This is a genomic window from Streptomyces sp. NPDC088147, assembly GCF_044741565.1.
Classification (GTDB): domain Bacteria; phylum Actinomycetota; class Actinomycetes; order Streptomycetales; family Streptomycetaceae; genus Streptomyces.
Genome location: NZ_JBIUSY010000011.1, coordinates 316781 through 343058, shown reverse-complemented (window position 1 = coordinate 343058; position 26278 = coordinate 316781). Strand labels below are relative to the sequence as shown.

The 26278-nt window shown below is 72.6% G+C and carries 20 protein-coding genes and 1 pseudogene; 12 read left to right on the top strand and 9 right to left on the bottom strand.

Annotated features, from left to right (window positions below):
* Positions 1-351 precede the first annotated feature (351 nt).
* Positions 352-1758, top strand: coding sequence for an MFS transporter (locus ACIOGX_RS34325; protein ID WP_384772498.1), 1407 nt, complete (start codon positions 352-354; stop codon positions 1756-1758).
* 40 nt (positions 1759-1798) lie between these two features.
* On the opposite strand, the gene ACIOGX_RS34320 is transcribed toward ACIOGX_RS34325, so the two are convergent.
* The 4 genes from ACIOGX_RS34320 to lnt form a co-directional block, all read right to left on the bottom strand.
* Positions 1799-3721 (bottom strand): helix-turn-helix domain-containing protein, encoded by a 1923-nt coding sequence (locus ACIOGX_RS34320; protein ID WP_401918588.1) that lies wholly within the window; start codon positions 3719-3721, stop codon positions 1799-1801.
* Between the two features lie 246 nt (positions 3722-3967).
* The gene (locus ACIOGX_RS34315; protein ID WP_401918586.1) at positions 3968-4843 is read right to left on the bottom strand and encodes a 3-hydroxybutyrate dehydrogenase; all 876 of its coding nucleotides are present in this window, start codon (positions 4841-4843) and stop codon (positions 3968-3970) included.
* Between the two features lie 56 nt (positions 4844-4899).
* A complete protein-coding gene (locus tag ACIOGX_RS34310) occupies positions 4900-5379 on the bottom strand; it encodes an NUDIX domain-containing protein (protein ID WP_356516485.1) in 480 nt (159 codons plus the stop codon).
* Between the two features lie 9 nt (positions 5380-5388).
* Positions 5389-7029 carry an apolipoprotein N-acyltransferase gene (gene lnt, locus ACIOGX_RS34305; protein WP_401762041.1) on the bottom strand — a complete coding sequence of 547 codons (1641 nt, stop codon included), beginning with the start codon at positions 7027-7029 and terminating at the stop codon, positions 5389-5391.
* A gap of 331 nt (positions 7030-7360) precedes the next feature.
* On the opposite strand from lnt, the gene ACIOGX_RS34300 reads away from it, so the two are divergent.
* Positions 7361-8422 carry an O-antigen ligase family protein gene (locus ACIOGX_RS34300; protein ID WP_401918584.1) on the top strand — a complete coding sequence of 354 codons (1062 nt, stop codon included), beginning with the start codon at positions 7361-7363 and terminating at the stop codon, positions 8420-8422.
* Positions 8423-8539: 117 nt separating this feature from the next.
* On the opposite strand, the gene ACIOGX_RS34295 is transcribed toward ACIOGX_RS34300, so the two are convergent.
* Together ACIOGX_RS34295 and ACIOGX_RS34290 are read right to left on the bottom strand one after the other, a co-directional pair.
* Positions 8540-9100, bottom strand: a complete 561-nt coding sequence (locus tag ACIOGX_RS34295) for a hypothetical protein (RefSeq protein ID WP_356516479.1) — start codon at positions 9098-9100, stop codon at positions 8540-8542.
* 159 nt (positions 9101-9259) lie between these two features.
* Positions 9260-10138 carry an aspartate/glutamate racemase family protein gene (locus ACIOGX_RS34290; RefSeq protein WP_356516477.1) on the bottom strand — a complete coding sequence of 293 codons (879 nt, stop codon included), beginning with the start codon at positions 10136-10138 and terminating at the stop codon, positions 9260-9262.
* A gap of 58 nt (positions 10139-10196) precedes the next feature.
* Between ACIOGX_RS34290 and ACIOGX_RS34285 the strand changes: the two genes are divergently transcribed.
* Positions 10197-11462, top strand: coding sequence for a glycosyltransferase (locus ACIOGX_RS34285; protein WP_401918581.1), 1266 nt, complete (start codon positions 10197-10199; stop codon positions 11460-11462).
* A 61-nt stretch (positions 11463-11523) separates the two neighbouring features.
* Here ACIOGX_RS34285 and ACIOGX_RS34280 read toward each other — a convergent pair whose 3' ends face one another.
* On the bottom strand, positions 11524-12837 hold the full coding sequence (locus tag ACIOGX_RS34280) for a TerD family protein (RefSeq protein WP_401918579.1): 1314 nt from the start codon (positions 12835-12837) through the stop codon (positions 11524-11526).
* Between the two features lie 249 nt (positions 12838-13086).
* Between ACIOGX_RS34280 and ACIOGX_RS34275 the strand changes: the two genes are divergently transcribed.
* The 4 genes and pseudogenes from ACIOGX_RS34275 to ACIOGX_RS34260 all read left to right on the top strand — a co-directional run bounded on the left by ACIOGX_RS34275 (position 13087) and on the right by ACIOGX_RS34260 (position 17333).
* On the top strand, positions 13087-13572 hold the full coding sequence (locus tag ACIOGX_RS34275; protein WP_384772475.1) for a DUF6643 family protein: 486 nt from the start codon (positions 13087-13089) through the stop codon (positions 13570-13572).
* 145 nt (positions 13573-13717) lie between these two features.
* Positions 13718-13816, top strand: a pseudogene (locus ACIOGX_RS34270) (MOSC domain-containing protein); the annotation flags it as partial.
* Between the two features lie 280 nt (positions 13817-14096).
* Positions 14097-14708 carry a hypothetical protein gene (locus tag ACIOGX_RS34265; protein ID WP_356516469.1) on the top strand — a complete coding sequence of 204 codons (612 nt, stop codon included), beginning with the start codon at positions 14097-14099 and terminating at the stop codon, positions 14706-14708.
* 198 nt (positions 14709-14906) lie between these two features.
* Positions 14907-17333: a right-handed parallel beta-helix repeat-containing protein gene (locus ACIOGX_RS34260; protein WP_401918577.1), complete on the top strand. Its 2427-nt coding sequence runs from the start codon at positions 14907-14909 to the stop codon at positions 17331-17333.
* On the opposite strand, the gene ACIOGX_RS34255 is transcribed toward ACIOGX_RS34260, so the two are convergent.
* Positions 17303-19801 carry a hypothetical protein gene (locus ACIOGX_RS34255; RefSeq protein ID WP_401918575.1) on the bottom strand — a complete coding sequence of 833 codons (2499 nt, stop codon included), beginning with the start codon at positions 19799-19801 and terminating at the stop codon, positions 17303-17305. The two genes, ACIOGX_RS34260 and ACIOGX_RS34255, sit on opposite strands and share 31 nt — an antisense overlap.
* Before the next feature lie 169 nt (positions 19802-19970).
* On the opposite strand from ACIOGX_RS34255, the gene ACIOGX_RS34250 reads away from it, so the two are divergent.
* From ACIOGX_RS34250 to ACIOGX_RS34240, 3 genes are all read left to right on the top strand, one after another.
* On the top strand, positions 19971-20852 hold the full coding sequence (locus ACIOGX_RS34250) for a DeoR/GlpR family DNA-binding transcription regulator (protein ID WP_356516463.1): 882 nt from the start codon (positions 19971-19973) through the stop codon (positions 20850-20852).
* Positions 20853-20928: 76 nt separating this feature from the next.
* Positions 20929-21363 (top strand): SRPBCC family protein, encoded by a 435-nt coding sequence (locus ACIOGX_RS34245; RefSeq protein WP_356516461.1) that lies wholly within the window; start codon positions 20929-20931, stop codon positions 21361-21363.
* A 161-nt stretch (positions 21364-21524) separates the two neighbouring features.
* Positions 21525-23609, top strand: coding sequence for a hypothetical protein (locus ACIOGX_RS34240; protein WP_401918572.1), 2085 nt, complete (start codon positions 21525-21527; stop codon positions 23607-23609).
* Positions 23610-23705: 96 nt separating this feature from the next.
* Here the strand turns inward: ACIOGX_RS34240 and ACIOGX_RS34235 are convergent, their stop codons facing one another.
* Positions 23706-24803, bottom strand: coding sequence for a PLP-dependent cysteine synthase family protein (locus ACIOGX_RS34235; RefSeq protein WP_401918635.1), 1098 nt, complete (start codon positions 24801-24803; stop codon positions 23706-23708).
* A 352-nt stretch (positions 24804-25155) separates the two neighbouring features.
* Here ACIOGX_RS34235 and ACIOGX_RS34230 point away from each other — a divergent pair, with 352 nt between their 5' ends.
* Positions 25156-25473: a hypothetical protein gene (locus ACIOGX_RS34230; protein ID WP_129768277.1), complete on the top strand. Its 318-nt coding sequence runs from the start codon at positions 25156-25158 to the stop codon at positions 25471-25473.
* 256 nt (positions 25474-25729) lie between these two features.
* Positions 25730-26254: an ATP-binding protein gene (locus ACIOGX_RS34225; RefSeq protein ID WP_356516457.1), complete on the top strand. Its 525-nt coding sequence runs from the start codon at positions 25730-25732 to the stop codon at positions 26252-26254.
* Positions 26255-26278: the final 24 nt, after the last annotated feature.

Below are 26278 nucleotides of genomic sequence, written 5' to 3'. Positions count from 1 at the left end.
CCGGAGCGGAGGAGACGCGCGTGAGGCCGGCGCCTACCCGACCGGATCCTGGGCGATGAGTACCAATCGGGCTGATCGCGCCCAGCGGACTTCGCGGGTGATGTTCCTGCATCGGAGTGATTCACCGCGACAGCCGGGAACACATGGAACTCGCGCCGAATGACCCACCCTCGATATCGCCCGCTCCGCTGTCGATCATGTACGTGCCGCGCGCCCCGGACACCTGACATGGGTCGCACGCGCACACGTCGGGGCCGAACTATGGTGTCCCACCACATGGGCCCCTGACCTGGGCATTCCTACGGTGTGGCGACACAGCAACCATCCCCAGACCGCTCGGAAGTGGTGACCATGGCTGCCTCGGCATCCGCTCCCCCAACGCCCAGCTCCCTCAAGCGCATCGTCGCCGCCAGCCTCATCGGCACGACCATCGAGTGGTACGACTTCTTCCTCTACGGATCCGCCGCCGCGCTGGTGTTCAACAAGCTCTTCTTTCCCGACTCCGATCCGCTCGTCGGGACGCTGCTGTCCTTTCTCACCTACGCCGTGGGGTTCGCCGCGCGGCCGCTCGGCGCGTTGGTGTTCGGGCATTACGGCGACCGGATCGGGCGCAAGAAGCTGCTGGTGCTGAGTCTGCTGATGATGGGCGGGGCGACGTTCGCCATTGGGCTGATGCCCACGCACGCCACCATCGGTACGGCGGCGCCCGTGCTGTTGACCGTGTTGCGGCTGATTCAGGGGTTCGCGCTCGGTGGGGAGTGGGGCGGGGCCGTGCTGCTGGTGTCCGAGCACGGGGACGCCGAGCGGCGCGGGTTCTGGGCCTCGTGGCCGCAGACCGGGGCGCCGGCCGGGCAGTTGCTCGCCACCGGGGTGCTGTCGGCGCTCACCGCGCTGCTCTCGGACGCGGCCTTCGGCTCGTGGGGATGGCGCATTCCCTTCCTGCTCTCCGGGGTGCTGGTGATCGTCGGCCTGTGGATCCGGCTCTCCGTCGATGAATCACCGGTCTTCAAGGAGGCGTTGGCCAAGGCCGAGGAGCGGAAGGCGGCGGCTGCCGGGGCCGGTACGGAGAAGATGCCGCTCGTCGCCGTCATGCGGCACCACTGGCGGGATGTGCTGGTCGCGATGGGCGCGCGGATGGCCGAGAACATCAGCTACTACGTGATCACCGCCTTCATCCTGGTGTACGCCACGACCTCGGCGGGGCTGAGCAAGCAGACGGCCCTCAACGCCGTACTCATCGCCTCCGCCGTCCACTTCGCGGTGATCCCCGCCTGGGGCGCGCTGTCGGACCGGATCGGGCGCCGGCCCGTCTATCTGATCGGCGCCATCGGCGTCGGTGCCTGGATGTTCCCGTTCTTCGCGCTGATCGACAGCGCGAGCTTCGTCAATCTGCTCGTGGCCGTCACGGTCGGGCTGGTGCTGCACGGTGCGATGTACGCGCCGCAGGCGGCCTTCTTCTCGGAGATGTTCGCGACCCGGATGCGCTACTCCGGTGCCTCGATCGGCGCGCAGTTCTCCTCGGTCGCGGCCGGTGCGCCGGCGCCGCTCATCGCCACCGCGCTGCTCGCCGACTACGACAGCTCGACGCCGATCGCCCTGTACGTCATCGCCGCCGCGCTGATCACCGTCGTCGCCATCGTGTGCGCCCGCGAGACCCGGCATCGCGATCTGGCCGATGTCGAGGCGGAGCCGGCCCGGCAGGGGGTGCCCGCGCCGCGCCGGGCCGATGACGCCGGTTCCCGTATCAGCGGAGTCTGAGGGGCGCTGTCGGAGGCCGTCGTACGGTGGAACTCCCCGTTCACCGTACGACGGCCTCCGACATGGCGTGCAGCCGCAGCGCCAGCTGGATCTCCAGGGCCCGCGCCGGTGACTGCCAGTCGGGGCCGAGCAGCCGGCCGACGCGTTCGAGACGCTGGGCCACGGTGTTGACGTGGACGTGCAGTTCGTCCTTCGTACGGACCGGGCTCATCCCGGACGCGAAGTAGGCGCCCAGGGTCCGCACGAGATCCGTGCCCCGGCGCAGGTCGTACGCGACGACCTCGCCGATGGTGCGGTGCACGAAGCCCTCGATGTCACGGGTGTCGGCGAGCAGCAGACCGAGGAAGCCGAGGTCCTGGGCGGCCGCGCCGTCGCCCGAGCGGCCGAGCAGCCGCAGGGCGTCGAGGCAGCGTCTGGCTTCCGCGTAGGCCTCGGCTATCGCGCCCGGACGCGCGGCGGGTGCCTCGATGACCGAGGACGCGCCTATGGTGACGGGCTCACGCAGGGCGCCGCCGAGCTGCCCGGCCGTACGTCGCGCCAGCTCGGCCGCGGTGTCGCCGGGGGCGAGCGGCAGCAGCAGGACCGTGCCGCCGTCGCGGGTGGCGGCCAGGCCCTGTCCTGTCGCCGCGAGATGGGACGCGGCGGACCACAGACGGCGCCGGTCGGCGGTCTCGCGTTCGGTGGCTCCCGAGGCGCCGGCCGTACCGGGGGCGGGACCGTCGATCCGGGCGGCCAGCACCACATGCGGGGCGGCGAGGTCGGCGCGCAGCCGCACGGCCCGTTCGCGCAGCAGGCGCGGATCGCGGTCGGGAGCGTCGAGGAGGTCGTCCAGCAGTTCGCCCCGTACCCGCTGTTCGGCCTCACCGGCGGAGCGCCGGGCGAGCAGCAGCAGGGAGGTGACCATGGCGGCCCGCTCCAGGGTGCGCTGGTCGACGGGGTCGAGGCCGGGGTGCCCGCGCAGGACGAGCGCGCCGAGCAGTTCGCCGCCGGCCGATACGGCCGCGCCCCAGACCTCGCCGTGGCGCTTGGCGCGGCCCGCGGTGCCGGTCAGTTCCAGCGCCGTCACCGAGGGGGAATCGGGGTGCGCGAACTCCACTGTGCCGTCGAGCACTTCGGAGAGCGCGCTCGCGACGTCGTGGACACCCCCGCCGCGCAGCACCAGTTCGGTCAGCCGGTCGTGCACGTCCGAGGCGCGTTCGATGACCGCGCTGTGCTCCTTGATGATCCCGTTGGCCTTCTCCAGCTCGGCGAGCGCCGTCCGGGTCTCCCCCAGCAGATTCGCGGTGTCGATCGCGACCGCCGCGTGCGCGGCGAACGAGCCGAGCAGGGCGATCTGTTCGCGCTCGAAGACCCGGGCATGGCGGTCCGCGGCGAAGAGCACACCGATGACCTGGCTGCCGAGCATCAGCGGCACGCCGAGGATGGCGACCAGCCCCTCGTCCCGTACACCGGAGTCGATGGTCGTGGTGTGCTCGAAGCGCGGGTCGTCGAAATAGCTGTCGGTGACGTAGGGGCGCGCGGTCTGCGCGACGAGTCCGCCGAGCCCCTCCCCCATGCCGAGGCGGAGCTGCTGGAAGCGTGCCGATACCGAGCCCTCGGTGACCCGCATGTACGTGTCGCCCGCCGCCGGGTCGTTGAGGCAGAGGTAGGCGACCTCCGTGCCGAGCAGCGAACGCGCGCGCTGGACGATCGCGCGGAGCACGGCGTCCAGATCGCGCAGCCCCGCCAGGTCGTGCGCGGTCTCGAAGAGCGCCGACAGCTCGGCCTCGCGGCGCCGCCGCTCCGCGAGCTCGGCCCGTACCCGCAGGGCGAGCCGTTTGGCGTGCTCCAGCGCGGCGAGCGCCTCCGGCCCGGCGCCCTCGGCACGGGCGAGCAGCGCGGGGCGGTCGTACGCCTCCGGCGCGGCGCCGCGTGCGAGGAGCTCCAGGTAGGAAGCCTGGTCGTGGGACATGGCATCGGACATGGACACAGGATTACCCGCCCTACGGCCGGCCGCGCCAGCCCTGTGGACAACGGATGCGATGTGGACAACTCGGCCCCCCTCCCGGGCCACCGCCAACCCCCGTCCGGGCCACCGCCAGCCACCTCCCGGGCGACCGCCAACCCCCGTCCGGGCCACGGCCAGCCATCTCCCGGGCGACCGCCAAGCCCCGTCCGGGCCACGGCCGATGCCCCCCGCCGGGACCCTACGGCAGCGCCCCGCCCGAGGTCAGTGCGCGGTCCAGCCGCCGTCGAGCGCGAGCGAGGTGCCCGTGATGAACGACGCCTGGGGAGTGCAGAGATAGGCCACCGCCTCGGCCACCTCGTCCGGTTCCAGCAGCCGCTTGAGCGCGGAGTCCTGCAGCAGGACATCGGCCACCACCCGCTCCCGGGGAATGCCATGTGTCTCCGCCTGGTCGGCGATCTGCTTCTCGACCAGTGGTGTGCGCACATACGCGGGATTGACGCAGTTGGAGGTGACCCCGTGCGAAGCACCTTCCAGAGCGGCGGTCTTGGAGAGCCCTTCGAGGCCGTGTTTGGCCGCCACATAAGCCGACTTGTAGGGGGAGGCGCGCAGCCCATGTACGGAGGAGATATTGACGATCCGGCCCCAGCCCTGGCCATACATATGCGGGAGCGCGCCCCTGATCAGCCGGAAGGGCGCCTCCAGCATGACCGTCAGGACGGTGTGGAACACGTCCGGCGGGAAGTCCTCGATCGGGCGGACCAGTTGCAGTCCCGCGTTGTTGACCAGGATGTCGGTCCCCCGCGCCACGCGCTCCGCCGCGTCGAGATCGGTCAGATCGAGGACCCGCGGTTCGACCGTCCCGGGCAGCCCGCCCGCCTCCCCGGCCAGCGAGTCGAGACCGTGAGCGTCCCGGTCCACGGCTCTGACCAGGGCTCCCGCCGCCGCGAGTCGCAGCGCGCAGGCCCGGCCGATACCGCTCGCGGCGCCGGTGACCAGCGCGGTGCGGCCCGTCAGATCAAGAAGGAGAGGGGCGGGGACAACGGCATCGGAGGCCACTGCGGGATGGTCGGCGGTGCGGGACCCCGGTGTGAGGGGGCCCGGACCCGGTACGGATTCGGGTGTGGTGGGCGCGGTCATGTTCCGCACCTTAAGGAGCGGCGTCGGCCCCGACCGATATGGTCAGCGCCCACACTTCACTCCGAAGTGGTGGGTTCGAACCATGTGGGTGCATCGGTGAGCGCCTGCTTGATCCGGAAGAGCGCGAACTCCTCCAGCGCCGGCAGCGCGTCCACGGCGAACCACGCCACGTCCAGCGACTCGTCGTCGTTGACCCGCGCCTCCCCGCCGACGGCGCGGCAGCGGATGGTGATGTCCATGTACTGGCACTGGTCACCATTGGGGTAGGTGACCGGCTTCAGCGCCTGGACGAGCACGACCCGTTCCGCCACACACCGCACGGCGGTCTCCTCGTACACCTCGCGCTCCGCCGTGACCGCGGGCTGCTCCCCCGGCTCCGGGATCCCGCCGATGATCGACCAGCGCCCGGTGTCGACGCGCCGGCCGAGCAGCACACGCCCCTCGTCGTCGAAGACGATCGCGCTGACGCCCGGCAGCAGAAGAAGCTGGTGTCCGGCGGTGGCCCGGATCTCTCGGATGAAGTCAGGTGTTGCCATGCTCCGACCCTAACCGCCCGGCGTATGAGGCCGGTTGCGTACGAAACCGCCCGCCGTGTGACGCCGGTCGCGCACGGAACGGACCGCCACCCATCCGAGCCCGGCCACCGCGACCGCCACCAGCACACCTTCCGGCAGGGTGCCCAGCCGGGTGGCGGGGGTGAGCGAGGAGCGCAGCGGCACCTCGGCGACCAGGGCGTCCGGGGTGAACATCCCGGTCTGCTGGGTGATCGTCCCGTCCGGCTGGATGATCGCGCTGACGCCGCTGGTGACCGGGACGATCACGGTCCTGCTGTGCTCGACCGCCCGTACCCGCGACATCGCCAGCTGCTGGTACGTCATCTCGCTGCGGTCGAAGGTGGCGTTGTTGCTGGGTACGGAGATCAGCTGGGCGCCGTGCGTGACGGTGTCCCGTACGGCCCAGTCGAAGGCCGCCTCGTAACAGGTCGCGAGCCCCACCTCGGTGCCCGCGAGGTCGAAGACCCCGGGCTTCGTGCCGCGGCCGAAGTCCCGGCGCACCATCTCGGCGTATCCGGGGCTGATCTTCTTCACCAGCGAGCGCATCGGCAGGAACTCGCCGAAGGGCTGGATCTGCCGCTTGTCGTACGTCTCGGTCGGGCCGCGCTCCGGGTCCCAGAGGATCTGGGTGTTGCGCAGCGGTCCGGTGTCGGGGGTGACGACGGCGCCGACGGAGATGGGAACCCCGATCGCCTCGGCGGCCCGGTCGATCACCTCGCGCGCGTCGGCGTTGCGGTACGGGTCGATGTCGGAGGAGTTCTCCGGCCACAGCACGAAGTCGGGCCGCGGCACCTTGCCGGCCTTCACATCGGCGGCGAGCTGGAGGGTCCTGCGTACGTGGTTGTCGAGGACCGCGCGGCGCTGGGCGTTGAACTCCAGACCGGCTCGCGGCACGTTGCCCTGTACGGCGGCGACGGTCGCGGTGCCGTCCTCGGCGGAGTCGTCGACCAGCGGCAGGGCGGCGAGCGCCGCGGCGACCGGGACGAACACGGTGGCCGCGGCGGCGGCCATGGCCCGGCGCGGGAGCGTTCCGGTCCGGCGGTACGCGAGGAGTCGGCGCAGCGTCTCGTACAGTCCGAAGCCGCACAGCACGACGGCGAAGCCGAGCACCGGCGTACCACCGAGCGCGGCGAGGGGAAGGAAGACGCTGTCGGCCTGACCGAAGGCGATCTTGCCCCAGGGGAATCCGCCGAACGGCACCCGGGCGCGGACCGCCTCACCGAGGATCCAGACGGCCGCGGCCCAGACCGGCCAGAGGGGCAGCCGGCTGACGACCGCGATCCCGAGTCCGGTGAGGCCGATGAAGAGGGCCTCGACCGCGACGAGCGCGAGCCAGGGCCCGGGGCCGACCTCGGCGCCCGTCCAGAACAGCAGCGGCAGCAGGAAGCCGAGGCCCGCGAGGTAGCCGAGGCCGAACCCGGCGCGCGCCCGCCGCCCGTACAGGCTCCAGGCGAGCAGGGCGAAGCCGGGCAGTACCAGCCACCACAGCGTGCGGGGCGGGAAGCTCGCGTAGAGCAGTACGCCGGACACCAGAGCGGCGCCGGGCCTGGCGAGCCCTCGCAGCAGGCGCTGCCCGCCGCCGGGCGCGGGGGCGGGAGAAGGGGGCTCAACGGTGGTCATGGTGGCGCTCACCCGGCGGAGTCTACGGTGATCCGCTGTGCGCCGGGGAGCACGGTGATCCGCGGGCCGGTCCGCCGGGCGCTCCGCCGGGCGGACCGTCGATCCGTCCGCCGAGCGCCCGCCGATCCGTCGGTGTCGAGTAGTCCGATCGAGTGATCCGGTCGGGAGATCGCCGGGTGACCCCGGCGGGTCGCCCGTCATCTGTGCGCAGTAACGTTCCTCCGCAAGGTCTCCACATATCCCCACGATTGCGGTTACCGTGTGCGCCAGCCCTGACCACCACCTGACGGCCGGATCCGGCCGTCATCGGACAGGGCCCGTCACAGCTCAGGGGGTCGACGGGATGACTGCGCCGGCGGAACACTCCCCGGTACGGGAAGCCGTACGGGAACACCTCCGCGCCCCCGGGGGAGAACGAGGCCGCGGACCCGATGTGCTGGGCGCCCTGGTCCTCGGCGGCTGCGCCGTATGGCCGCTGATCAGTGCGCCGGGGGGCGACGGCAGACCCGAGGGCGCCCTGCTCGCGGTGCTCGCCGTCACCGCGGGCTATGTGTTCGGCCGGATCAGCGGGTCGCTGGTGCCGGTCGCCACCGCGGCCGTCGTGTCGGCCGGCGCGCTCGTGGCGGCGCTCGTATCGAGCCGGAGGACGTTCGGCACGACGGTGGCCGTCGTCACGCAGTCGGGCGGCACCGGCGCGGTCACCGCGCTGCTCGTCCTGGCGGCGGGCGCGGCCTGCTGCGCGGCCACGGCGGCCCGGCGGCCGGCCGCGCGCACGGCACTGCGGCTACAGGCGCTGGCGGTCGCGGGCACCGCCCTGCTGCTCGGTTCCTTCGTCGGGTTCGTCGCGGCGCTCGGGGTACTGCTCTGCTCGCTGGCGGCGGCCAGGATGCGACGACGCCTGTTCGCCCTCGCCGGCCTCGGGCTGGCGACGGCCCTGGTCGTCGGCACGTCCTGGGCGGTGGCGGAGCGGGCGCTGCCCGAGGGGCTCTCGGTCTCGCTGGAGGGACAGCTCACCCAGTACCGGGTGGCGCTGTGGCACGACGCGGCCGAGCTGGCGAAGGCGCATCCGGTGCTCGGCGTGGGGCCGGACCGCTTCGGCGATCTCAGCCCGACCGTCTCGCAGTCACTGGACACCGACGGCACGCCGCACTCGGCACCGCTCCAGCAGGCCGCGGAACAGGGCGTGGTGGGCGTACTGCTGCTGGGAGCGGTCTTCGGCTGGCTGCTGTACGGACTGGGGCGCTCGCCCTGCTCCACCCCGGTGGTGCTGACGGCGGGCGCCACCCTGACGGCACTGGCCGTGCTGGCGAGCGTCGGCAACGCGCTGAGCTTCACACCGGTGACGGCGGGCGCGAGCCTGCTCGCGGGCCTCGCGACGGCGCGCAGGGCGGCCGGCCCGGCGTAGCCTCCACGGAACGGTCCCGGACGGTCTCCACGGAACGGGCCCGGACACCGGCGGGTGCGGCCCGGCCATCGACGGGTGCGGCCCGGACACCGGCGGAACGACGGCTCGGACCCCGGCTCAGACGCCTGCCGCGTTGGGCCTGGGAAGCAGCAGCAGCCGGCTGCGGATGATCCTCACCGCCGACTCGGCGTCGTCCACCGTCACCGTGAAGGTCCTGCCGTCGCCCAACTTGAGGACGAGTGCCTCTCCTCGGCGCACCACCACGGCGGTGCCCATCTCGGGGCGCCAGCGGTATCCCCAGCCGCCCCACTGGCGCGGGGTGACCCGGGGGACGAAGTCGGCGTCGACGACATGCGCCAGCTCGATACGCCGACGGGGCAGTCCCATGTGGCCGCAGCGCACTTCCAGGCAGTCGCCGTCGACTCTGACCGCCACATGGACGAAGGCCAGAGTGCCGAAGAGGATCAGCAGGCCCGCAGCCACACAGCCGATGACGGACATCAGCAGGGCGGTGACACCGGACGCCCAGTTGGAGTCCACGGCCAGCTGCACCCCGAGCGCGACGCACCCGGCGCCCGCGGCGGCGAGGAGCCACTGCACACGGTTGGTGGCGCGCCCGGTCCAGGTCTCGGGCAGGGGCTCGGCGCCTTGGCCCTCCTGCCGGGGGTACTCCCTCATGGCAAGCAGCGTACTCAGATTCCACCCAAGGAGGATTGTTCTGGCCGCCGAATGGAGGGCTACGTCACAGGGTCCGGCGGCCGCTCGTCCGCCGTTCGCCGTTCTCCGGTGAACTCCTCGACGGAACGGCGACTCGTCGGCACGCCCTCGGCAAGCCCTTCAGTGCACCTGGCTGACGGCGACGAGCAGCCGTCCCTCGGCGTACGCCAGCGCGGGTTCCGGCAGTGCGGACTCGCGCCCGCCGAGCAGTACGGTGAGGCGCCCGGTCACCGGAACCCCGGTCACCGGACCGTTCAAGGGAACGTTCACCCCGGTGGCCCCCTGATCCGCCGAAGCGGGGACCAAACCTTCCCCGCCGTCTTCCACCCCTGCCGCGACGGACCGCGCGCCGATACGGCGCAGCGCCTGCGCGGCGACCGCGCCCGCCGAGCCGTGCAGGACGACAGCCGGCAGACCGCGCAGCCGGAGGGCGGTACGGATACGCTCCGCGACGAGTTCGTAATGGGTGCAGCCCAGGACGACGGCCCTTACATCACGGGGGGTCAGCGCGGCGGCCGCGGCCACCGCGCGGTCGATGGCGTCCTCGTCGGCGTGCTCCACGGCGTCCGCGAGCCCTGGGCACGGCACTTCGGTGACCCCGGCGGACGCGGCGAAGTCCCGGATCAGACCGCGCTGGTAGGGGCTGCCCGTGGTGGCCGGGGTGGCCCAGATCGCGAAGGTCCCGCCGCCCGCCGCCGCGGGCTTGATCGCCGGGACCGTACCGATGACCGGCAGCCGCGGCTCCAGTTCGGCGCGGAGCGCGGGCAGGGCGTGTACGGACGCGGTGTTGCAGGCGACGATCAGCGCGTCGGGGCGGTGTTGGGCCGCGGCCCGTGCGACGACCAGCGCGCGTTCGGTGACGTCTCGGGGGGAGCGGGGACCCCAGGGCATCCCGTCGGGGTCCGAGGAGAGGACGAGGTCGGCCTCGGGGCACAGCCGGCGAACCGCACCGGCCGCCGCCAGCAGACCGATGCCGGAGTCCATGAGTGCGATCTTCACCCAGTCACCATAGTCGACAGCATGTGCGGTCCGGTCGATGTGGTGCAGACTGCGGCGAATGAGCACCGTTGCCTGGATCGCCGTGGGTTCGCTGGCCGCTTGGGGCTGGCTGTTGCTGGGTCAGGGGTTCTTCTGGCGGACCGACCAACGGCTCCCCGCGCGCGAGGACGGTGCGGCCGGTGAGGGTGCGCGGTACGACGGCGCCGGTCACGACCGCGGCCGGGACCGGCGGGGACGCCCGGAGGGAGCCGACCACGACGATCCGAAGCGGTGGCCGTCCGTCGCTCTCGTCGTACCCGCGCGGGACGAGGCCGCCGTACTGCCCGAGTCCCTGCCGTCCCTGCTGGCGCAGGTCTATCCGGGCCGGGCGGAGATATTCCTCATCGATGACGGCAGCGCGGACGGTACGGGCAGACTGGCCCGCGAACTGTCCGCGCGGTACGGCGGGCTGCCGCTGACGGTGGCCACGCCCGGTGAGCCGGAGCCCGGCTGGACCGGGAAGCTGTGGGCGCTGCGGCACGGCATCACGCTGGCCCGCGCCCGCGACCCCGAGTACCTGCTGCTGACGGACGCCGATATCGCCCATGAGCCGGACAGTCTGCGGGAGCTGGTCGTCGCGGCCAGGACGCACGAACTGGACCTGGTCTCGCAGATGGCGCGGCTCCGGGTCGCGAGCGGCTGGGAGAAGCTGGTCGTGCCGGCGTTCGTCTACTTCTTCTCGCAGCTCTATCCGTTCCGCTGGATCAACAGCCCCGGCGCGCGCACCACGGCGGCGGCCGGCGGTTGCGTACTGCTGCGCACGGAGGCCGCCGAGCGCGCGCGGGTGCCCGAGTCGATCCGGCAGGCCGTGATCGACGATGTGTCTCTGGCGCGGGCGGTCAGACACAGCGGGGGACGGATCTGGCTGGGGCTGGCGGAGCGGGTGGACAGCGTGCGCCCCTATCCGCGGCTGGCCGATCTCTGGCGGATGGTCTCGCGCAGCGCCTACGCACAGCTCCGGCACAACCCGCTGCTGCTCGTGCTGACCGTGGCGGGCCTCGCCGTGGTCTATCTGGCGCCGCCCGTCGCGCTCTGTGCCGGGGTGTTCGGCGGGGACACGGAGGCGGGGTGGCTGGGGTTCGCCGCGTGGGCCGTGATGACCGGGACGTATCTCCCGATACTGCGGTACTACCGGCTGTCGCCGTGGCTGGCCCCGCTGCTGCCGTTCACCGCACTGCTCTATCTGCTGATGACGGTCGACTCCGCGGTGCGGCACTACCGGGGCCGGGGCGCGGCCTGGAAGGGGCGTACGTACACCCGTCCCGAGACCGCGCCGGACCCCTGAACCCACCGTGTCTCGGGACCCTGACCGGCCGCGTCGCGGGGGACCGGACTTCGCGCGCGGTTCACTTCCTGCCCGGCGTCCAGTTCATGCCCCAGCCATAGGCGTAATCGATGGTGCGCTGCGGGCTCACTCCGCGTTCCGGTACGAGAAAACGTGCTTCGCGCTGGACGACGAGGTCGGAGCCGGTATTGGTGATCAGGGCCAGCGAGCAGACCGTCGAGGGCACCGTGCATTCCCCGAGCGCGAAGTCGATCGGGGCTCCGTGCTGCGGCTGGAGAGTGACGGTCGCGTCGAGATCCGCGAAACTGCGCGCGCCTTCGTAGATGGTCACGAAGATGACGATGCGACGCAGCCGGTCCTTGTGGTCGAGGTTGATCGTGAGGTTCTCGCCGCTGGAGACCGCTCCGGTCCTGTCGTCGCCGTCGAGATGGATGTACGGCGGCTGGTTGAGCGCGCCGAAGGCATTGCCGAGCGCCTGGACAACGCCTTTGCGTCCGTCGGTCAGTTCATAGAGCGCGCACAGGTCGAGATCGAGATCGCTGTGGTTGGCGACGGCCCGGCCGAGTTTGGCGCCCCAGCCGCGGAACTGTTTGCGCATCTGCCAGTTGAGGTTGACGCGCATCGCGCCCGAGGTGCCGCCCTGTTTGGCCAGGGAGACGGACGGGGCGTCCTTCGTCAGCGTCACCTTGCTCAGCCGTACGGGCGCGGGCGCCGGGGCCGGAGCGGCCGGAGGCGGGGGCGGAGCCGGAGCGGCGGGCCTCGTGGTGCGTACGGGCTCGGGGCGAACCGGCTCGGACCGTACGGGCGCCGGACGGACGGGCGCCGGGGCCGCCGGGGCGGTGCGCGGTGCCGGTTCGTCGACGGAGATACCGAAGTCCGTTGCCAGGCCCGCCAGTCCGCTGCCGTAGCCCTGCCCCACCGCCCGGAACTTCCAGCTCCCCTGGCGCCGGTACAGCTCACCGAGGAGGAACGCCGTCTCGACCGTCGCGTCCTGGCTCTCGTACCGCGCGATCTCGGTGCCGGAGGCGGCGTCCAGCACCCTCACCCGCAGACCGGGCACCCGGCCGAAACTGCCGCCGTCCGCCGAGGCCGCGACGACGATCCGCTCGACGGCGGGCTCGACCCGGGCGAGATCCACCGCGAGCGTGTCGGTGACGCCGTCCGGGCCGGTCTTCTTGCCCTCGTGGCGTACGGCCCCGGACGTGTGGGCCGGCTGGTTGTAGAAGACGAAGTCCGCGTCCGAGCGGACCTTTCCCGACACGAGGAGGAGTGCCGAGGCGTCGACGTCCGGCACCCCCGGTCCTGAACGCCATCCCAATTCGACGCGGACGGCCTGCGCCTGTACCGGAAGATTGGCTCCCTTAAGCATGGACATGCTCGCCCCCATCGCGAGTCGCGGTGTCCGAAGATTACCCGCGGCCAACCTAATCGCTGGAACACCCGCCGGACCCCGTCGGATCGCCGTAACCCCCCGCTAGCCTGCCCTTTACACGATCTGAACGCGATCGGACGACCGTTTTTCCCATGTTCGCTCGCATTGGGGATCCGAAGTCACCCACAGCTCCCGAAACAACCCCCTTATCGGACTCCCCAACCGGCACATGGTGGGCTTAACTTATGTCCTATGACCTCCCCCCGCGCCACCTACGGCGGCGGTTACTACACCGCGCCGTCGTTCCCGGACACCCCTATCTACGACTCCCTGGTCGCGGAGCGGGGCACGCCTCAGATCGCCCCGATCCGAGTGCCTTCCGCCTACGACACGGGCAACAGCTATCTGCCGGCTCTGCCCGCCGCGCTGCCCGCCCTCCCGGCGGCTCCTTCACCGTCGGCCTCCTCGTACTCCTCGTACGGCGGCGGCTACCAGCAGCAGGCGCCGCAGCCCATGCCGCTCCAGCACGCGCCCGCGCCGTACATCCCGCAGCAGGCGCCGCCCCGGGGCTACCCGGCCCAGCAGCCCCAGCAGCAGGCACAGCCGCAGCGCCCCATGCCCGGTACGGGCTACGAGGCGATGCGTCCGGCGGCCGCGCGTCCGGTGCCCGCCGCGCAGCCCACGCACACGCAGTACGACGATCCGTACAACCGGCCCTACCAGACGCGGGGGTACTGACAGCGCGTTGGCGGTTGGGCGGTGAGCCGTGGTGACGGCTCGGCCGTAGTGACAACGCGGGAGCGCCGATGGCAGGGACGTACCGACGGGGGGTACTGATCTGCCGGGGTCCCGGGTGGACGGCAGGACGTCGCCCGGCGCTCGCGCGCTCGACGCCCTCAACTCCTCGATCGCGCAAGGAGATCACTCGGACGAGAGCCCGCTTCCCATGGAACGGTTCCGGCCGAATTCCGTGGTGGCCGGGGCCGGACGAGTACGTCCCTGAAGGGCGGAAGGGCGGAGGACGGCCGGCGGCGCAGCGCCGGGGGGTGAGGTCACGCTTCCCGTCCCGAACCACGCGTCCCCAGACGCCCGTTCGTCCGGCGCGACACCTGTGCGAAACCCACGCGTCACAGGAACACCACCCGGTATCTCCCACATTACGTGCAGGGGGCATCGAGGTGAGCTTGCTCTCTCTTGCGGTCCTTCGCGCGTAAATCCCGTTCCCTACGGCTAAAAGGGACACGGGAAGGAGGTGCGGGACTGTGCGCATCATCGTGGGACTCTGGCGCTGGCGGCGCAATCCCCTGCGCCGAGGCACCGATCTCGTGGAGGCCTGGGTCGCGCTGACAGCGGTGCTGCTGTTCGCCCTCGCGACCCCCGCCGTTGGCTGGATCTGCCGCAACACCCTTGACTCGTCGCTGCGGAACACCGTGCGCGTCCAGCACGAGCAGCGGCATCGCACGACCGCCGTGGTCGTCGACCGCGCGGCCGACCAGCACCGCACCGCCTACGACGCGGAGTCGCTCTCGAAGCGCTCCTCGGGCACCCGCGTGACCGCCACCTGGTACGCGGCGGACGGCAGCGCGCGGACCGGCACGGTCTCCGCCCCGCTGCGCGATCCGCGCGCCGGCGACACGTTCAGCATGTGGACCGACCGGCGGACCGACAAGCAGGTACGGGGCCCGATGAACGCGACCAGCGCGCGCGTTCACGCGGTCCTGGCCGGATTCGGCGCGACGGCTCTCGCCGTCGGACTCGTCGAGGGCGCGCGGCGGCTGATCGTATGGCGGCTCGTACAGCGGCGCTACCGGCGGCTCGACCGCGCCTGGGCCGCGGCCGGTCCCGACTGGGGACGTACCGGCGCGGGCAGCTGAGGCGATGCCCGCCCGGCAGTCGAGGCCGTGCCTCCCGGCAGCTGAGACGAGGCCCGGTACTAGCCGTTCACGTCAACTCGGCGCCTCCACGCGCGCTACGGTGGTGCCGCCCGGTCCGCCTTCGCGGCCGGGGTCCGGGGCCGGTACCCGGGACGGCAGAGCACGCGCACACGCACGAGGTGGGGGCACAGCAGCGCCATGGCACAGGGCACGGTCCAGGTGACGCACACCGGAACATCGCGTTGGCGGCGCCGCACAGGCGAATACGCCTCCCTCGCCGCAGCCCTGGAGGCCGCCGGTGACGGCGACGTCCTCACCATCGCCCCGGGCACCTACCGGGAGAATCTCGTCGTCACGCGGGCGGTCACGCTGCGCGGCCCGGAGGGCTCGCTCGGCTCCGTACGCATCGCACCCGCCGACGGGGTACCGCTGACCGTGCGTGCCTCCGCCACCGTCCAGGACCTCCATGTGGAGGGACAGGACTCGGCGGCCCCCGCGCTGCTCGTCGAGGACGGCACACCGGAGCTGTCGGATCTGCGGATCGTGACGCGCTCCGCGGCCGGCCTGGAGGTGCGCGGCGCGGCCCGCCCGACCGTCCGCCGCTGCACCGTCGACAATCCGGCCGGGGTCGGCATCGGCGTACTCGACGGTGCCGGCGGGGTCTTCGAGGACTGCGAGATCGTCGCCGCGGGACAGGCCGGTGTCTCCGTGCGCGGCGGCGCGCATCCGCGGCTGGAGCGCTGCCGGATCCACCACGCCTCGGGCTCGGGACTGTCCGTCACCGGCGAGGGCAGCGGTCTGGAGGCGGTGGGCTGCGAGATCTACGAGATCAAGGGCACCGGCGTGCAGATCGCGTCCCGGGCCGCCGCCCATCTCACCGACTCCTCCGTGCACCGCACCTCGGCGGACGGGATAACCCTGGACACCGACGCCGTACTGACCCTCTCCGACTGCGATATCCACGACATCCCGGAGAACGCCGTCGATCTGCGCTCCCGCTCGGTGCTGACGCTGACCCGCTCGACGGTGCGCCGCTTCGGCCGCAACGGGCTCTCCGTCTGGGATCCGGGCACCCGCGTCGACGCCAACCAGTGCGAGATCCATGACAGTACGGGCGACTACCCGGCCGTCTGGGTCAGCGACGGCGCGACCGTCGTGCTGGACTCGTGCCGGGTGCACGACGTACCCGACGCGCTCTTCGTCCTCGACCGCGGCTCGCGCGCCGATGTCGTGGACACCGATATCTCGCAGGTGCGCAACACGGCGGTGTCCGTGAGCGACGGGGCCACCGCGCAGCTCGACGACTGCCGGATCAGGGAGGTGTCCACCGGGGCCTGGTTCCGTGACCACGGCAGCGGCGGCACGCTCAACTCCTGCACCATCGACGGCGTCCAGACCGGCGTCATCGTCACCAAGGGCGCCGACCCCACCATCGAGCGCTGCACGGTCACCTCGCCCGCCGAGGCCGGCTTCTATGTCTCGGCCGAGGGCCGGGGCACCTTCCACAGCTGCCGGGTGACGGGCAGCGGCGGCTACGGCTTCCATGTGATGGACGGCTGCCGTACGACGCTCACCCGGTGCCGTACGGAACGGTGCGCGCGCGGCGGGTACGACTTCGCGGAGGACGGGCCGACCGTCGAGGACTGCACCAGCGACGAGAGCGGTGTACTGGCCCCGCCGACACCGTCCCTGGAACCCTCGGCCGTACTGACCGCGACCCAGTCCACCGGGCTCCTCGGCGCGGTCCCGGCGCAGAGCACGCAGAGCGCCACCGCGCGGCTCTCGGACGCCGTCCCCGGGGCGACGACACCCGCCCGTGCCTCCGAGGCCGTCCTCGGCGAACTCGACTCGCTCGTCGGCCTCGACAGCGTCAAGCGCGAGGTCCGGGCGCTCACCGACATGATCGAGGTCGGCCGCCGCCGCAAGGAAGCGGGCCTCAAGGCGGCGTCCGTCCGCCGTCATCTCGTCTTCACCGGCTCCCCCGGCACCGGCAAGACGACCGTGGCCCGGCTGTACGGCGAGATCCTGCACTCCCTCGGAGTCCTGGAGCGCGGCCATCTCGTCGAGGTCTCCCGGGTCGATCTGGTCGGCGAGCACATCGGCTCGACCGCGATCCGTACGCAGGAGGCGTTCGACCGGGCGCGGGGCGGCGTGCTCTTCATCGACGAGGCCTATGCCCTCTCCCCCGAGGATTCGGGGCGGGACTTCGGCAAGGAAGCGATCGACACGCTGGTGAAGCTGATGGAGGACCACCGGGACGCGGTGGTGGTGATCGTCGCCGGGTACACCGCCGAGATGGAGCGGTTCCTGACGGTCAACCCCGGTGTCGCGTCCCGGTTCTCACGGACCATCACCTTCAGCGACTACGTGCCCGAGGAACTGCTGCGGATCGTGGAACAGCAGTCGGAGGAGCAGGAGTACCGGCTGGGCGAGGGCACGGCCGAGGCGCTGCTCAAGTACTTCACGGCGCTGCCCAAGGGGCCCGCCTTCGGCAACGGCCGCACCGCGCGCCAGACGTTCGAGTCGATGGTGGAGCGGCACGCGGGCCGGGTCGCCCAGCTGCCGGAGACCAGCACGGACGACCTGACCCTGCTCTACGCGGACGATCTGCCCGAACTGCCCTGACCCTCGGGCTCCCGTTCACCCCGCTGCGCGGGCAGCGCCGCCGGGGGCAGCCGGTCGAGCAGCGAGGCGCGTTCCTCCGCGAAGACCGGGTCCGCCTGGTAGTCGGAGTGGCCGAGGATCGGCTCGGGCAGCGGATGGAGCACCGTACGGCTGTAGGCGAGCGGGTCCCTCAGCGGCCCGCGGTCCACCTCCGGGCGGTCGCCGTCCGCGGGAACCCGCACCGGGCCGCCGATCGGGTCGGTGGACCGCCACAGATTGCGCCAGCAGTGCACCTCTTTGCTCAGCTGACCCAGCTGCTCGGCGCCGAAGTACGCGGGGAACCAGCGGCCGTACAGCCGCTCCAGCGGTGAGCCGTACGTCAGCAGCGCCACCCGGTGACGGGTCGCGGACCGCAGCTGCCAGACGGCCGCGGCGGCCAGCACACTGCCCTGGGAATGGCCGGACAGAACCAGCCGGCCACCGGTGCGGCCGGTCCAGGAGAGGATCCGCCAGGTGAGGTCGGGGACCGCGCGCTCGGCATAGCAGGGCGGCGCGAAGGGGTGGGCGGCGCGCGGCCAGAACGTACCCACGTCCCAGAGGATGCCGATGGTGCGCCGGGCGGAGGCGTCGCGGTAGGCACGCCGGCCCCAGGTGACGAAGAGCAGGAAGCCCAGGCCGACCAGCCAGGAGCCGATCGACTGCGCGGTGTCGGCCACGGACTCGACGAAGGAGTCGGTGCCTTCCGCGGCCTCTCCCGGCACCTGTCCGCTCAGCCAGGACCCGGCGACCGCGCCCGCGCCGAGCAGCAGGGAGGCCCCGGAGAGGACGCCGACGAGCCGGGGCGCGTAGTCGGTGAGCGCGGCCCTGGCCCGCGCGCCCGCCACCTGGCGGGTACGGAGGGGGTCCGCCGTCTCCTTCTCGTACTCCCGCTCGATCAGCGGGGCCAGCCCGCGGGCGGCCCGTACCGTACGGACACCGAGGACGGCGACCGGGATCAGCAGCAGCACGAGCAGTACGGGGATCACCGAGGCCTGCCAGCTCAGCAGCACCGGCGGGCCCACGATCGCGCCTTCGTCCATGCCGGGGGTGGCGTCCCCGTCGAGCCAGTCGGCCACGCGCTGGGCGACGCCGCCGGTCATCACCCCGCCCAGGGCGCAGGCGAGCATCGCGACGGCGGGCCCGCCGAGGCCGCGCATCGCGATCCGGGGATGCGGCGCGCGGCGGTGCAGGACCTGGGCCGTGACGACGAGCACGACGATCAGGGCGATCTGTGCCAGCGCGAGCACCAGGAAGGTCAGGTTGCCGGGGAGCCCGCCGGCGGAGACCCAGCCGGGCCTGGACCAGGCGGCGTGGACGACGGCCAGGACGAGCACGCCGAGCGCGGTGGCGGGCAGGGCGCTGATCAGCAGCTTGTCGAGGGAGCCGTCGCGCTTGCGCTCGCTGCGGCCCCGGCTGCACACGACCCAGAGCACAACGGCCGCGCATCCGGCCAGCGTTGCCTGGAGCAGCAGCCCGAGCGGGCCGAGCGCGCCGACGTCGGCGCTCCGGTCGTGGTCGGTGGCGGCGGCCGTGAGCGCGGCCGCGATGGTGAGGAAGCCCGCGGCGGTGTGGGCGGCACGGAGCCGGGCGACCAGCCTGCGTCCGTACCAGAAGCCGGGGCGGCCGAGGGCGGGCCGTACCGTCACCGGGTCGTCGCTCGCGGCCCGGCCTTCGTCCACGGCCGCGCTCTCCTCCGCGGCCCGGCCGTCGCCCGCGATCCGGCCCCCGTCCTCCCGGCCCCCGTCGGCGCCCGGCGCTCCTTCGGTGCCGGGCGCCTCGCGCGTGGCGGCGGGTGCGCCTGCGGGGGGCTCGTCCGTGGGCGGGCGCTGCGCCTCGTACGCGCTCCAGGTCCGGTTCGAGAGGTACCACAACAGCACCACCAGCGCGGTGGGCACCACGGCGGCGAGGGCCAGCCTGCGCCCCGGCTGCGACCACCAGCCGTGCTGCTCCGGCGACAGGAAGCCGAGCCAGGAGCGGTCCTCGACGCACCGCGCCGATCCGGCGCACTGCCACGCCGTCAGATCGAGCGCGACCTCGCAGGCCGCGGCCGTCAGCAGCACGGTGAGAGTGAGCGCCACCAGCCGTACCAGCACGCCGTACAGCCGCTGCGACCTGCCCAGGCCCTTCGTGGCCGGCCGCATCCAGTGCGCGAGGTTGACCACCATGAACGGGAGCAGCAGCAGCCACAGGGCGCGCGAGCCGTTGCCCGAGGTGAGGTTGGACCAGCAGTACGCCTCGGGGACGGGCCGGCCCCGGTAGCGCTCGGGGTGGAGCTCCGCGTCCACGTCGTCGGCGCGCCGATACACGGCGGCCGTCTCGTCTCCGGTGATCCTGACCGTACGCGGATCGTCGAGCATCTTCTGCGGGGTGGCCCCGCCGACGCCGTGGACCAGAAGTTCGAGCGCGGTTCCGCCACTTCGCGGATCCGGATCCGGTGATTCTGGGGACACTTCGGTGGCTCGCTCTCGGAATGACTCGGTACGACGTGGGGCCGCCCCGGCCCCCACTGAATCTCCCCTCCCGCCGTGTCCGCCAACCACCGGAGCGTGCGCCGGAACCGCGTGGGAGGATGAGGCCCCTGACGACCGAACACGACGACCTGGAAGGACCGGCCCCGCGGTGAGCGACAACCAGAATCTTCTCGCGGAGCAGCGCCGTGCCCTGATCCTGGACGAGGTGCGCCGCCGCGGCGGGGTCCGGGTCAACGAGCTGACGCGCAGGCTCAGCGTCTCCGACATGACCGTGCGCCGCGATCTGGACGCGCTGTCGCGCCAGGGTGTCATCGAGAAGGTGCACGGCGGCGCGGTGCCGGTGGTCGAGGCCAGCACGCACGAACCGGGCTTCGAGGCGAAGTCGGCGCTGGAGCTGAGCGCCAAGGAGGACATCGCGCGGGCAGCGGCGGCCATGGCGGTGCCCGGCAGCGCCATCGCGCTGTCCGGCGGTACGACCACCTACGCCCTGGCCCATCATCTGCTGGACGTACCGGATCTGACCGTGGTGACCAACTCGACGCGGGTCGCCGATGTGTTCCACACGGGCCAGCGGGCCGCCGGGGGCGCGGGCGGCCAGCGGCCGGGGGCGGCGATGGTGGTGCTCACCGGAGGGGTCCGTACGCCGTCCGACTCGCTGGTCGGCCCGGTGGCGGACCAGGCGATCCGCTCGCTCCACTTCGATGTGCTCTTCCTCGGGGTGCACGGCATCTCGGCCGAGGCCGGTCTGTCCACCCCGAACCTCGGCGAGGCGGAGACCAACCGGCACTTCGTACGGTCCGCGCGCCGGGTGGTGGTCGTCGCCGACCACACCAAGTGGGGGACGGTGGGGCTGAGTTCCTTCGCGACGCTGGACCAGGTCGACACGCTGGTGACGGACTCGGGACTGTCGGCCGCGGCCCGTGAGGAGATCGCGGAGTACCTGCCGGGGCTGGTGGTGGCGGGCGATCCGGAGGGGCCGGGAGAGCCGTCGGAGAGCGAGTCGACGGGCCGGGCCGTACCGGACGAGTAGCGCGTCCGCGCCCGGACGGTCCGGGTTCGCGTGGGACGTGCGGCTCCCGGCGGGACGTGCGGCTTACGATCGCCGGGTGAGCGCCTTCCGTATCGACCGCACGTCACCGCTGTCCGCCGACGAGGTCTGGCGCCGGCTCACCGACTGGCCGGCCCACGCGCACCAGGTGCCGCTGACGCGGATCTCGGTCCTGACCCCGGGCCCCACCCGCCTCGGAACCGTCTTCGTCGCCCGCACCGGACTCGGCCGCGCCGCGTTCGACGACCCGATGGAGGTCGTCCGCTGGCAGCCGCCCGCGCCGGGCGTCGCCGGCCTCTGCCGGCTGGAGAAGCGCGGCCGGGCCATGACGGGCTGGGCCGAGATCCACGTACGGGAAGCGGCCGGCGGGACGCTGGTGCGCTGGGAGGAGGAGCTGCGGATCGGTCTGCTGCCGAGGCCGCTCGCCCCGCTGACCGAACGTGCCGGAAGGGTGGTGTTCGGGCGCGCCGTTGACCGGCTGCTGCGTCACTGAGGGCGCGCCCACCCGCGTGGTGCGGGCCGAGGGCGCGTCAACTTCCGTCCTGGGGGCCGGACATGATCACTCCGCTGTGACCTTCGCCCCCCTCGCTCGTTTGGCCTGTCGAGCAGCGCCGAGCGACGACGCGTCAGCACATGCGGAAGGGCACCGTCCCCATGCCGACCCACCGACAGCCGACCGACAACGCCACCACGGGCCCGCGTCCCGGCGTCGATGACGCCGAGGCCGCCCTCGTCGAGCACTACCCGCGGCTGGTCCGGCTGGCCTATCTCACCCTCCCTCCCGCACTCGGCCGCCACCGACGCGTCCTCACCGCGCACGCCACCGTCCAGCATGTGCTGCCGGCCGCGCGCAAGGGCGCCCCGCGGGCGCGGGTGCCTGGACAGCGCACGCCGAGCGGCTCCGCCTACGGCTGGCTACGGGGTCAGGTGCTGCGTGCCGCGCTCACCCATGACCAGCCGTCGCCCTGGTGGCGGGTGCGGTCCGCCCGGCCGCGGGCCGGCCTGCCGCTCGTCGTGGGGCTGCGGCTCTTCCCCCGGGCCGGCGGCACCGACGAACTCGCCCTGGACCAGGCCCTGTCCACGGTCAGCGCGCCCGCGCGTGCCGCGCTCGCCCTGCGCGTGCTGGAGGGCCTGTCCGAGCAGGCGGTGCGCGCTCTGCTGGAGGACGCCGGGGTGGCGGACCCGGCCGCCGCCGTGCGTACGGCGGAACGGCTCGCCGCCCACCGGGACGGCCGGGCCGGAAAGCTGCTCGGTACCGCGGAGTTCGACCCCTGTACGGTGCAGACCCGGCCGACCGATCTGCTGCGGCGCAGGCAGCGGTCGAGGATCGCGGCGGCGGCCGTGGCGATCGCGCTGGCCGGGGCGGCGCTGGCGGTGTCCCTGCCCGAGGATGACGCCCCGGAGCGGTCCGTCGCGGGCGGCTCCCTCTACGGTCCGGCCGGTACGGCGGCGCTCGCCCGCGCCCTCGACCCGGCCCTGCTGGAACGCGCGCCGCGGGACGCGTGGGCCAACACCTCCCGGCTCGACTTCTCCGTCTGGCCTGCCAGGGGCGGCCGTACCGACGACACCGCACTGCTGAAGCGCGCGCTGCGCGTCTGGGGCGGCCCGGGGCCCGCCGTCAGGGTCTCCGCCACTCCCGGCACCGGTACGGCGCCGCCCACGCAGCCGCCGCGTCTGCTGTACGCGGGCGATCTGGACGGGGCGGCGGTGGTCCTGCTCCACGACGGCCAGCGGATCGTCCGGTACGCGGAGCCGGTCGCGCCGCGGGTGCCGGTACCGAAGCGGGGGCCGCTGCCGGAGCCGCTGCCCGGGTCGGACCCGCTGCCGGAGCCGCTGCCGGAATCGGGGAACCGAGGGGAGCCGGCGCCCGGCGCGGACGCGCCGTCCCTGGCCTTCGCCCGCGCCGACCAGGCGGATATGACGACGGCCGCCGCGCTCACGGTCGGCCGTACCCCGGACGGAGCCCGCTATCTGCTCGCCCCGTGGATCGCCGGGTCGGCCATCCGCGATCTGCTGGCGCCCGGCACCCCCGCCCGGGGCCTCGGCGTCTCCGCCGACGGCGTGACCGGCGCCGTACCGGCTCCGGCGTCCGGCGGCGACTGCGTGGCCTGGCCGGTGATGGAGCTGCGCTCCTCGGAACGGATCGCCGAACGGCACTCGTTCCTCGTCACGGACCTCGGCGAACCCTCCCCGGCGCATCTCACGTACACCCCGCTTCCCGGCGACGCGCCCGCGCGCGGCCCCCGGGAGGCGACGGGCGGTCCCGCGCTGCTCAGCTGGGCGCGTACCGCGTGCTCGCTGCGTACGCTGCGCGGCTCCGGCGTACGGGCCGTCAACAACTGGGCGTTCGCGGAGCAGGCGCTCCCGGAATCGGGCGGGCGGTCCACCTGGGTCTGCACGCGGGCCGACACCTGGCGCGGCCCCGGCCGGATCCTGGTGCAGTTCCAGCGGCCCGCGTCCGCGGCGAACGCGCCGGGCACGGTGGTGGCCGAGAAGGAGAACACCGCGTCCTGCGGCAGGTACGGGCAGCACATCCTGGCGGGGACACGCTGGAAGTCGCCCTCGGGGAAGTGGTTCCTGCTCGCCGCGGGCAGTCGCGATGTCACGCGGATCGAGGCCACCGGCAGCGTGCGGGCGGACGCGAAGGCGACGACGCTGGCGGTACGGGCGCCCCGGGAGGGTTCCGTACGGCTGTCGGCGCGGCTCACCGGCGGGGGCGGCCTCCGGGCGATCGGCTGAGAGGCCCGGAGCCTGTCCGCGCCGCCGGCCCCTCCGCCCGCCGGCCGTGCCGCCCGCCGAACCCTCCGCCCGCCGGCCGCGCCGCCCGCCGGCCCGTCAGTCCGGCCAGACGCCGTTCTCCAGGAAGCGGTCGAGCGTCTCCGTGTACGGCGCGATGTCCAGTCCCTGTCCGGCCAGCCAGGCGTCCGAGTAGTACTTGTCGAGATAGCGGTCGCCCGGATCGCAGAGGAGGGTCACCACACTGCCCTTGCGCCCCTCGGCCACCATCTCCGCGACGATCTTCAGCGCGCTCCACAGCCCGGTACCGGTGGAGCCGCCCGCCTTGCGTCCGATGGCCCGCTCCAGGGCGCGCACGGCGGCGACGCTCGCCGCGTCCGGCACCTTCATCATCCGGTCGATGGCGCCGGGCACGAAGCTCGGTTCCATCCGCGGCCGGCCGATGCCCTCGATCCGCGAGCCGCGCTCGCTGCACGCCTGTGCGTCGTGCCGGGTCCAGCCGTCGAAGAAACAGGAGTTCTCCGGGTCGGGGACGCAGATGCGGGTGTCGTACTGCATGTAGTGGACGTAGCGCGCGATGGTCGCGGAAGTGCCGCCGGTGCCGGCCGTGGCGACGACCCACGCGGGCACCGGATAGCGCTCCAGCCTCAGCTGCTGGTAGATCGATTCGGCGATGTTGTTGTTGCCGCGCCAGTCGGTCGCGCGCTCGGCGTAGGTGAACTGGTCCATGTAGTGGCCGCCGGTCGTGGCCGCCAACTGGGCCGATTCCTCGTACAGTTTCCGCGAGTCGTCCACGAAGTGGCAGCGCCCGCCGTGGAATTCGATGAGCCGGCACTTCTCCGCGCTGGTGGTACGGGGCATCACGGCGATGAAGGGCACCCCGATCAGCTTCGCGAAGTACGCCTCGGACACGGCCGTCGAGCCGCTGGACGCCTCGATCACCGGTGCGCCGGGCCTGATCCACCCGTTGCACAGCCCGTAGAGGAAGAGCGAGCGGGCGAGCCGGTGCTTGAGGCTGCCGGTCGGGTGGGTCGACTCGTCCTTCAGATACAGATCGATTCCCCACCGCTCGGGCAGCGGGAAGAGCAACAGGTGCGTGTCGGCGGAGCGGTTGGCGTCGGCCTGGACCTTCCGTACGGCTTCTTTGAGCCATGCGCGATAGGCGGGATCGCTGCGGTCCACGTCGATGGTCGCCATCGCCCGGCCGTCCGTGAGCGCCGTCCCACGGCTGTCCGTGAGCGCCGTCGCCCGGCCGTCCACGGGCTCCGCCGCCCCGCCCACGGCCGCCGCCGTCCCGTCCGTACCGGATCCGTCTCGTCCAGTCATGCGCGCCGTTCCTCGTCCGTCGAACCGGCCCCCGTCCCTTAACGGTACCGCCACCACCTGCGCAAACATTGACTTTGGGCAGCCATAGGAATCGCTTCTGGACCCCGCCGGAAACGCGCTCTGGTGCCTGCCCGCATACTTGTGCACACTGCCTTGAGGGGACTCTTGAGGGGACTTGAGGGGAACGGGCACGGGGAATGGGCACGGAGGGGGCTGAAGAGCCATGGCTGAGCCGGAGTTCAGCGCGCGCGGGGTACGGATCGAGCGATGGCCCCGCTCACTCACCAGGGCGGGCCAGGTCCTGATCCAGGACGGCAGGCTGGCCCTGCTGACCAGCTACGGCCGGGTGATCGACAGCGCGCCCCTGCGGGCCGTGCGTACGGCCAAGCCGTGGTTCGCGGGCAGCGGCAGTACGGTCGCCACCCTGAACGGGATCCGCTACCGGCTGACCATGGGCCAGCGCGGCCGGAGGCCCGACGCGACGGCGCTCGCCGGGCGCTTCATGGACACCGTCAGCAGGGCGAGCCACACCAAAACCTGAGCCGCGGGGCCGCCGCACCGACCCGCCCGAAATATGTCCGGAATTCTTCCGGAATTCACCGGAAACCTGCCACGAACGGCGGTCCGGTCTGCCCGAGTTGCGAAGCCGAGCCCCCGGGTTCACTCTGATCTCACATCACTCAGGGTTAACCGGCGGTGACGTTGTGATCCAGCCCCGCCGGGCGGGATCGGCAACGCGCCCGTTGCTGGATCCGATCGTCGTCTTCTTCCGGACCTCTTTTCGGGGAGTCGTGGCCGTGATCAGCCAGCCCAGCAGGCACTGCACGGTGGAGCTCCACGCCCTGCCGTCGCGGATCGGACAGGTCCGCAGAATAATCTCGGCGCAATTGCGCTATTGGCATCTCGATCCCTTGATCGACTACGCGGCGCTCGGTGTCACCGAGCTGCTCACCAACGTCCACCGGCACGCACAGCCGGACAAACGGTGCACTGTCGATATCGAGCTTCTTCTCGAACGGCTCATGGTCTCGGTCAGCGACCATGATCCGCGCCTCCCCACGGTCCGCGACGCAAGTCTTTTCGATACCGGCGGCCGTGGTCTCGCCCTGATCGCGGCGGTGAGCGAGAGCTGGGGCATACGGGCCCGGGGGGACACGGGGAAGAGCATCTGGTTCACCCTCACCGCACCGCCCGCGGCGTTCGCCCTGCCTCTGCGCCCGGTGTACGGCGCGACGACCGACGGCCCCTTTCCCGGCGCCGAGTTCGGCGCCATGACCAGGGAGCACGGGCACGCCTGGGCCAGGTCGGCCGTGATCAGCTGACCGTGACCGGCCACCGGCGGCGTT

Excerpts from the sequence above, each read along its gene's own strand:
- ACIOGX_RS34325 (WP_384772498.1), top strand. The coding sequence starts at position 352 with ATGGCTGCCTCGGCATCCGCTCCCCCAACGCCCAGCTCCCTCAAGCGC.
- ACIOGX_RS34285 (WP_401918581.1), top strand. The coding sequence starts at position 10,197 with ATGAGCACCGTTGCCTGGATCGCCGTGGGTTCGCTGGCCGCTTGGGGC.
- ACIOGX_RS34240 (WP_401918572.1), top strand. The coding sequence starts at position 21,525 with ATGCCGACCCACCGACAGCCGACCGACAACGCCACCACGGGCCCGCGT.
- ACIOGX_RS34230 (WP_129768277.1), top strand. The coding sequence starts at position 25,156 with ATGGCTGAGCCGGAGTTCAGCGCGCGCGGGGTACGGATCGAGCGATGG.
- ACIOGX_RS34295 (WP_356516479.1), bottom strand. The coding sequence starts at position 9,100 with ATGAGGGAGTACCCCCGGCAGGAGGGCCAAGGCGCCGAGCCCCTGCCC.
- ACIOGX_RS34300 (WP_401918584.1), top strand. The coding sequence starts at position 7,361 with ATGACTGCGCCGGCGGAACACTCCCCGGTACGGGAAGCCGTACGGGAA.
- ACIOGX_RS34280 (WP_401918579.1), bottom strand. The coding sequence starts at position 12,837 with ATGTCCATGCTTAAGGGAGCCAATCTTCCGGTACAGGCGCAGGCCGTC.
- ACIOGX_RS34260 (WP_401918577.1), top strand. The coding sequence starts at position 14,907 with ATGGCACAGGGCACGGTCCAGGTGACGCACACCGGAACATCGCGTTGG.
- ACIOGX_RS34320 (WP_401918588.1), bottom strand. The coding sequence starts at position 3,721 with ATGTCCGATGCCATGTCCCACGACCAGGCTTCCTACCTGGAGCTCCTC.
- ACIOGX_RS34310 (WP_356516485.1), bottom strand. The coding sequence starts at position 5,379 with ATGGCAACACCTGACTTCATCCGAGAGATCCGGGCCACCGCCGGACAC.
- ACIOGX_RS34275 (WP_384772475.1), top strand. The coding sequence starts at position 13,087 with ATGACCTCCCCCCGCGCCACCTACGGCGGCGGTTACTACACCGCGCCG.
- ACIOGX_RS34235 (WP_401918635.1), bottom strand. The coding sequence starts at position 24,803 with ATGGCGACCATCGACGTGGACCGCAGCGATCCCGCCTATCGCGCATGG.
- ACIOGX_RS34315 (WP_401918586.1), bottom strand. The coding sequence starts at position 4,843 with ATGACCGCGCCCACCACACCCGAATCCGTACCGGGTCCGGGCCCCCTC.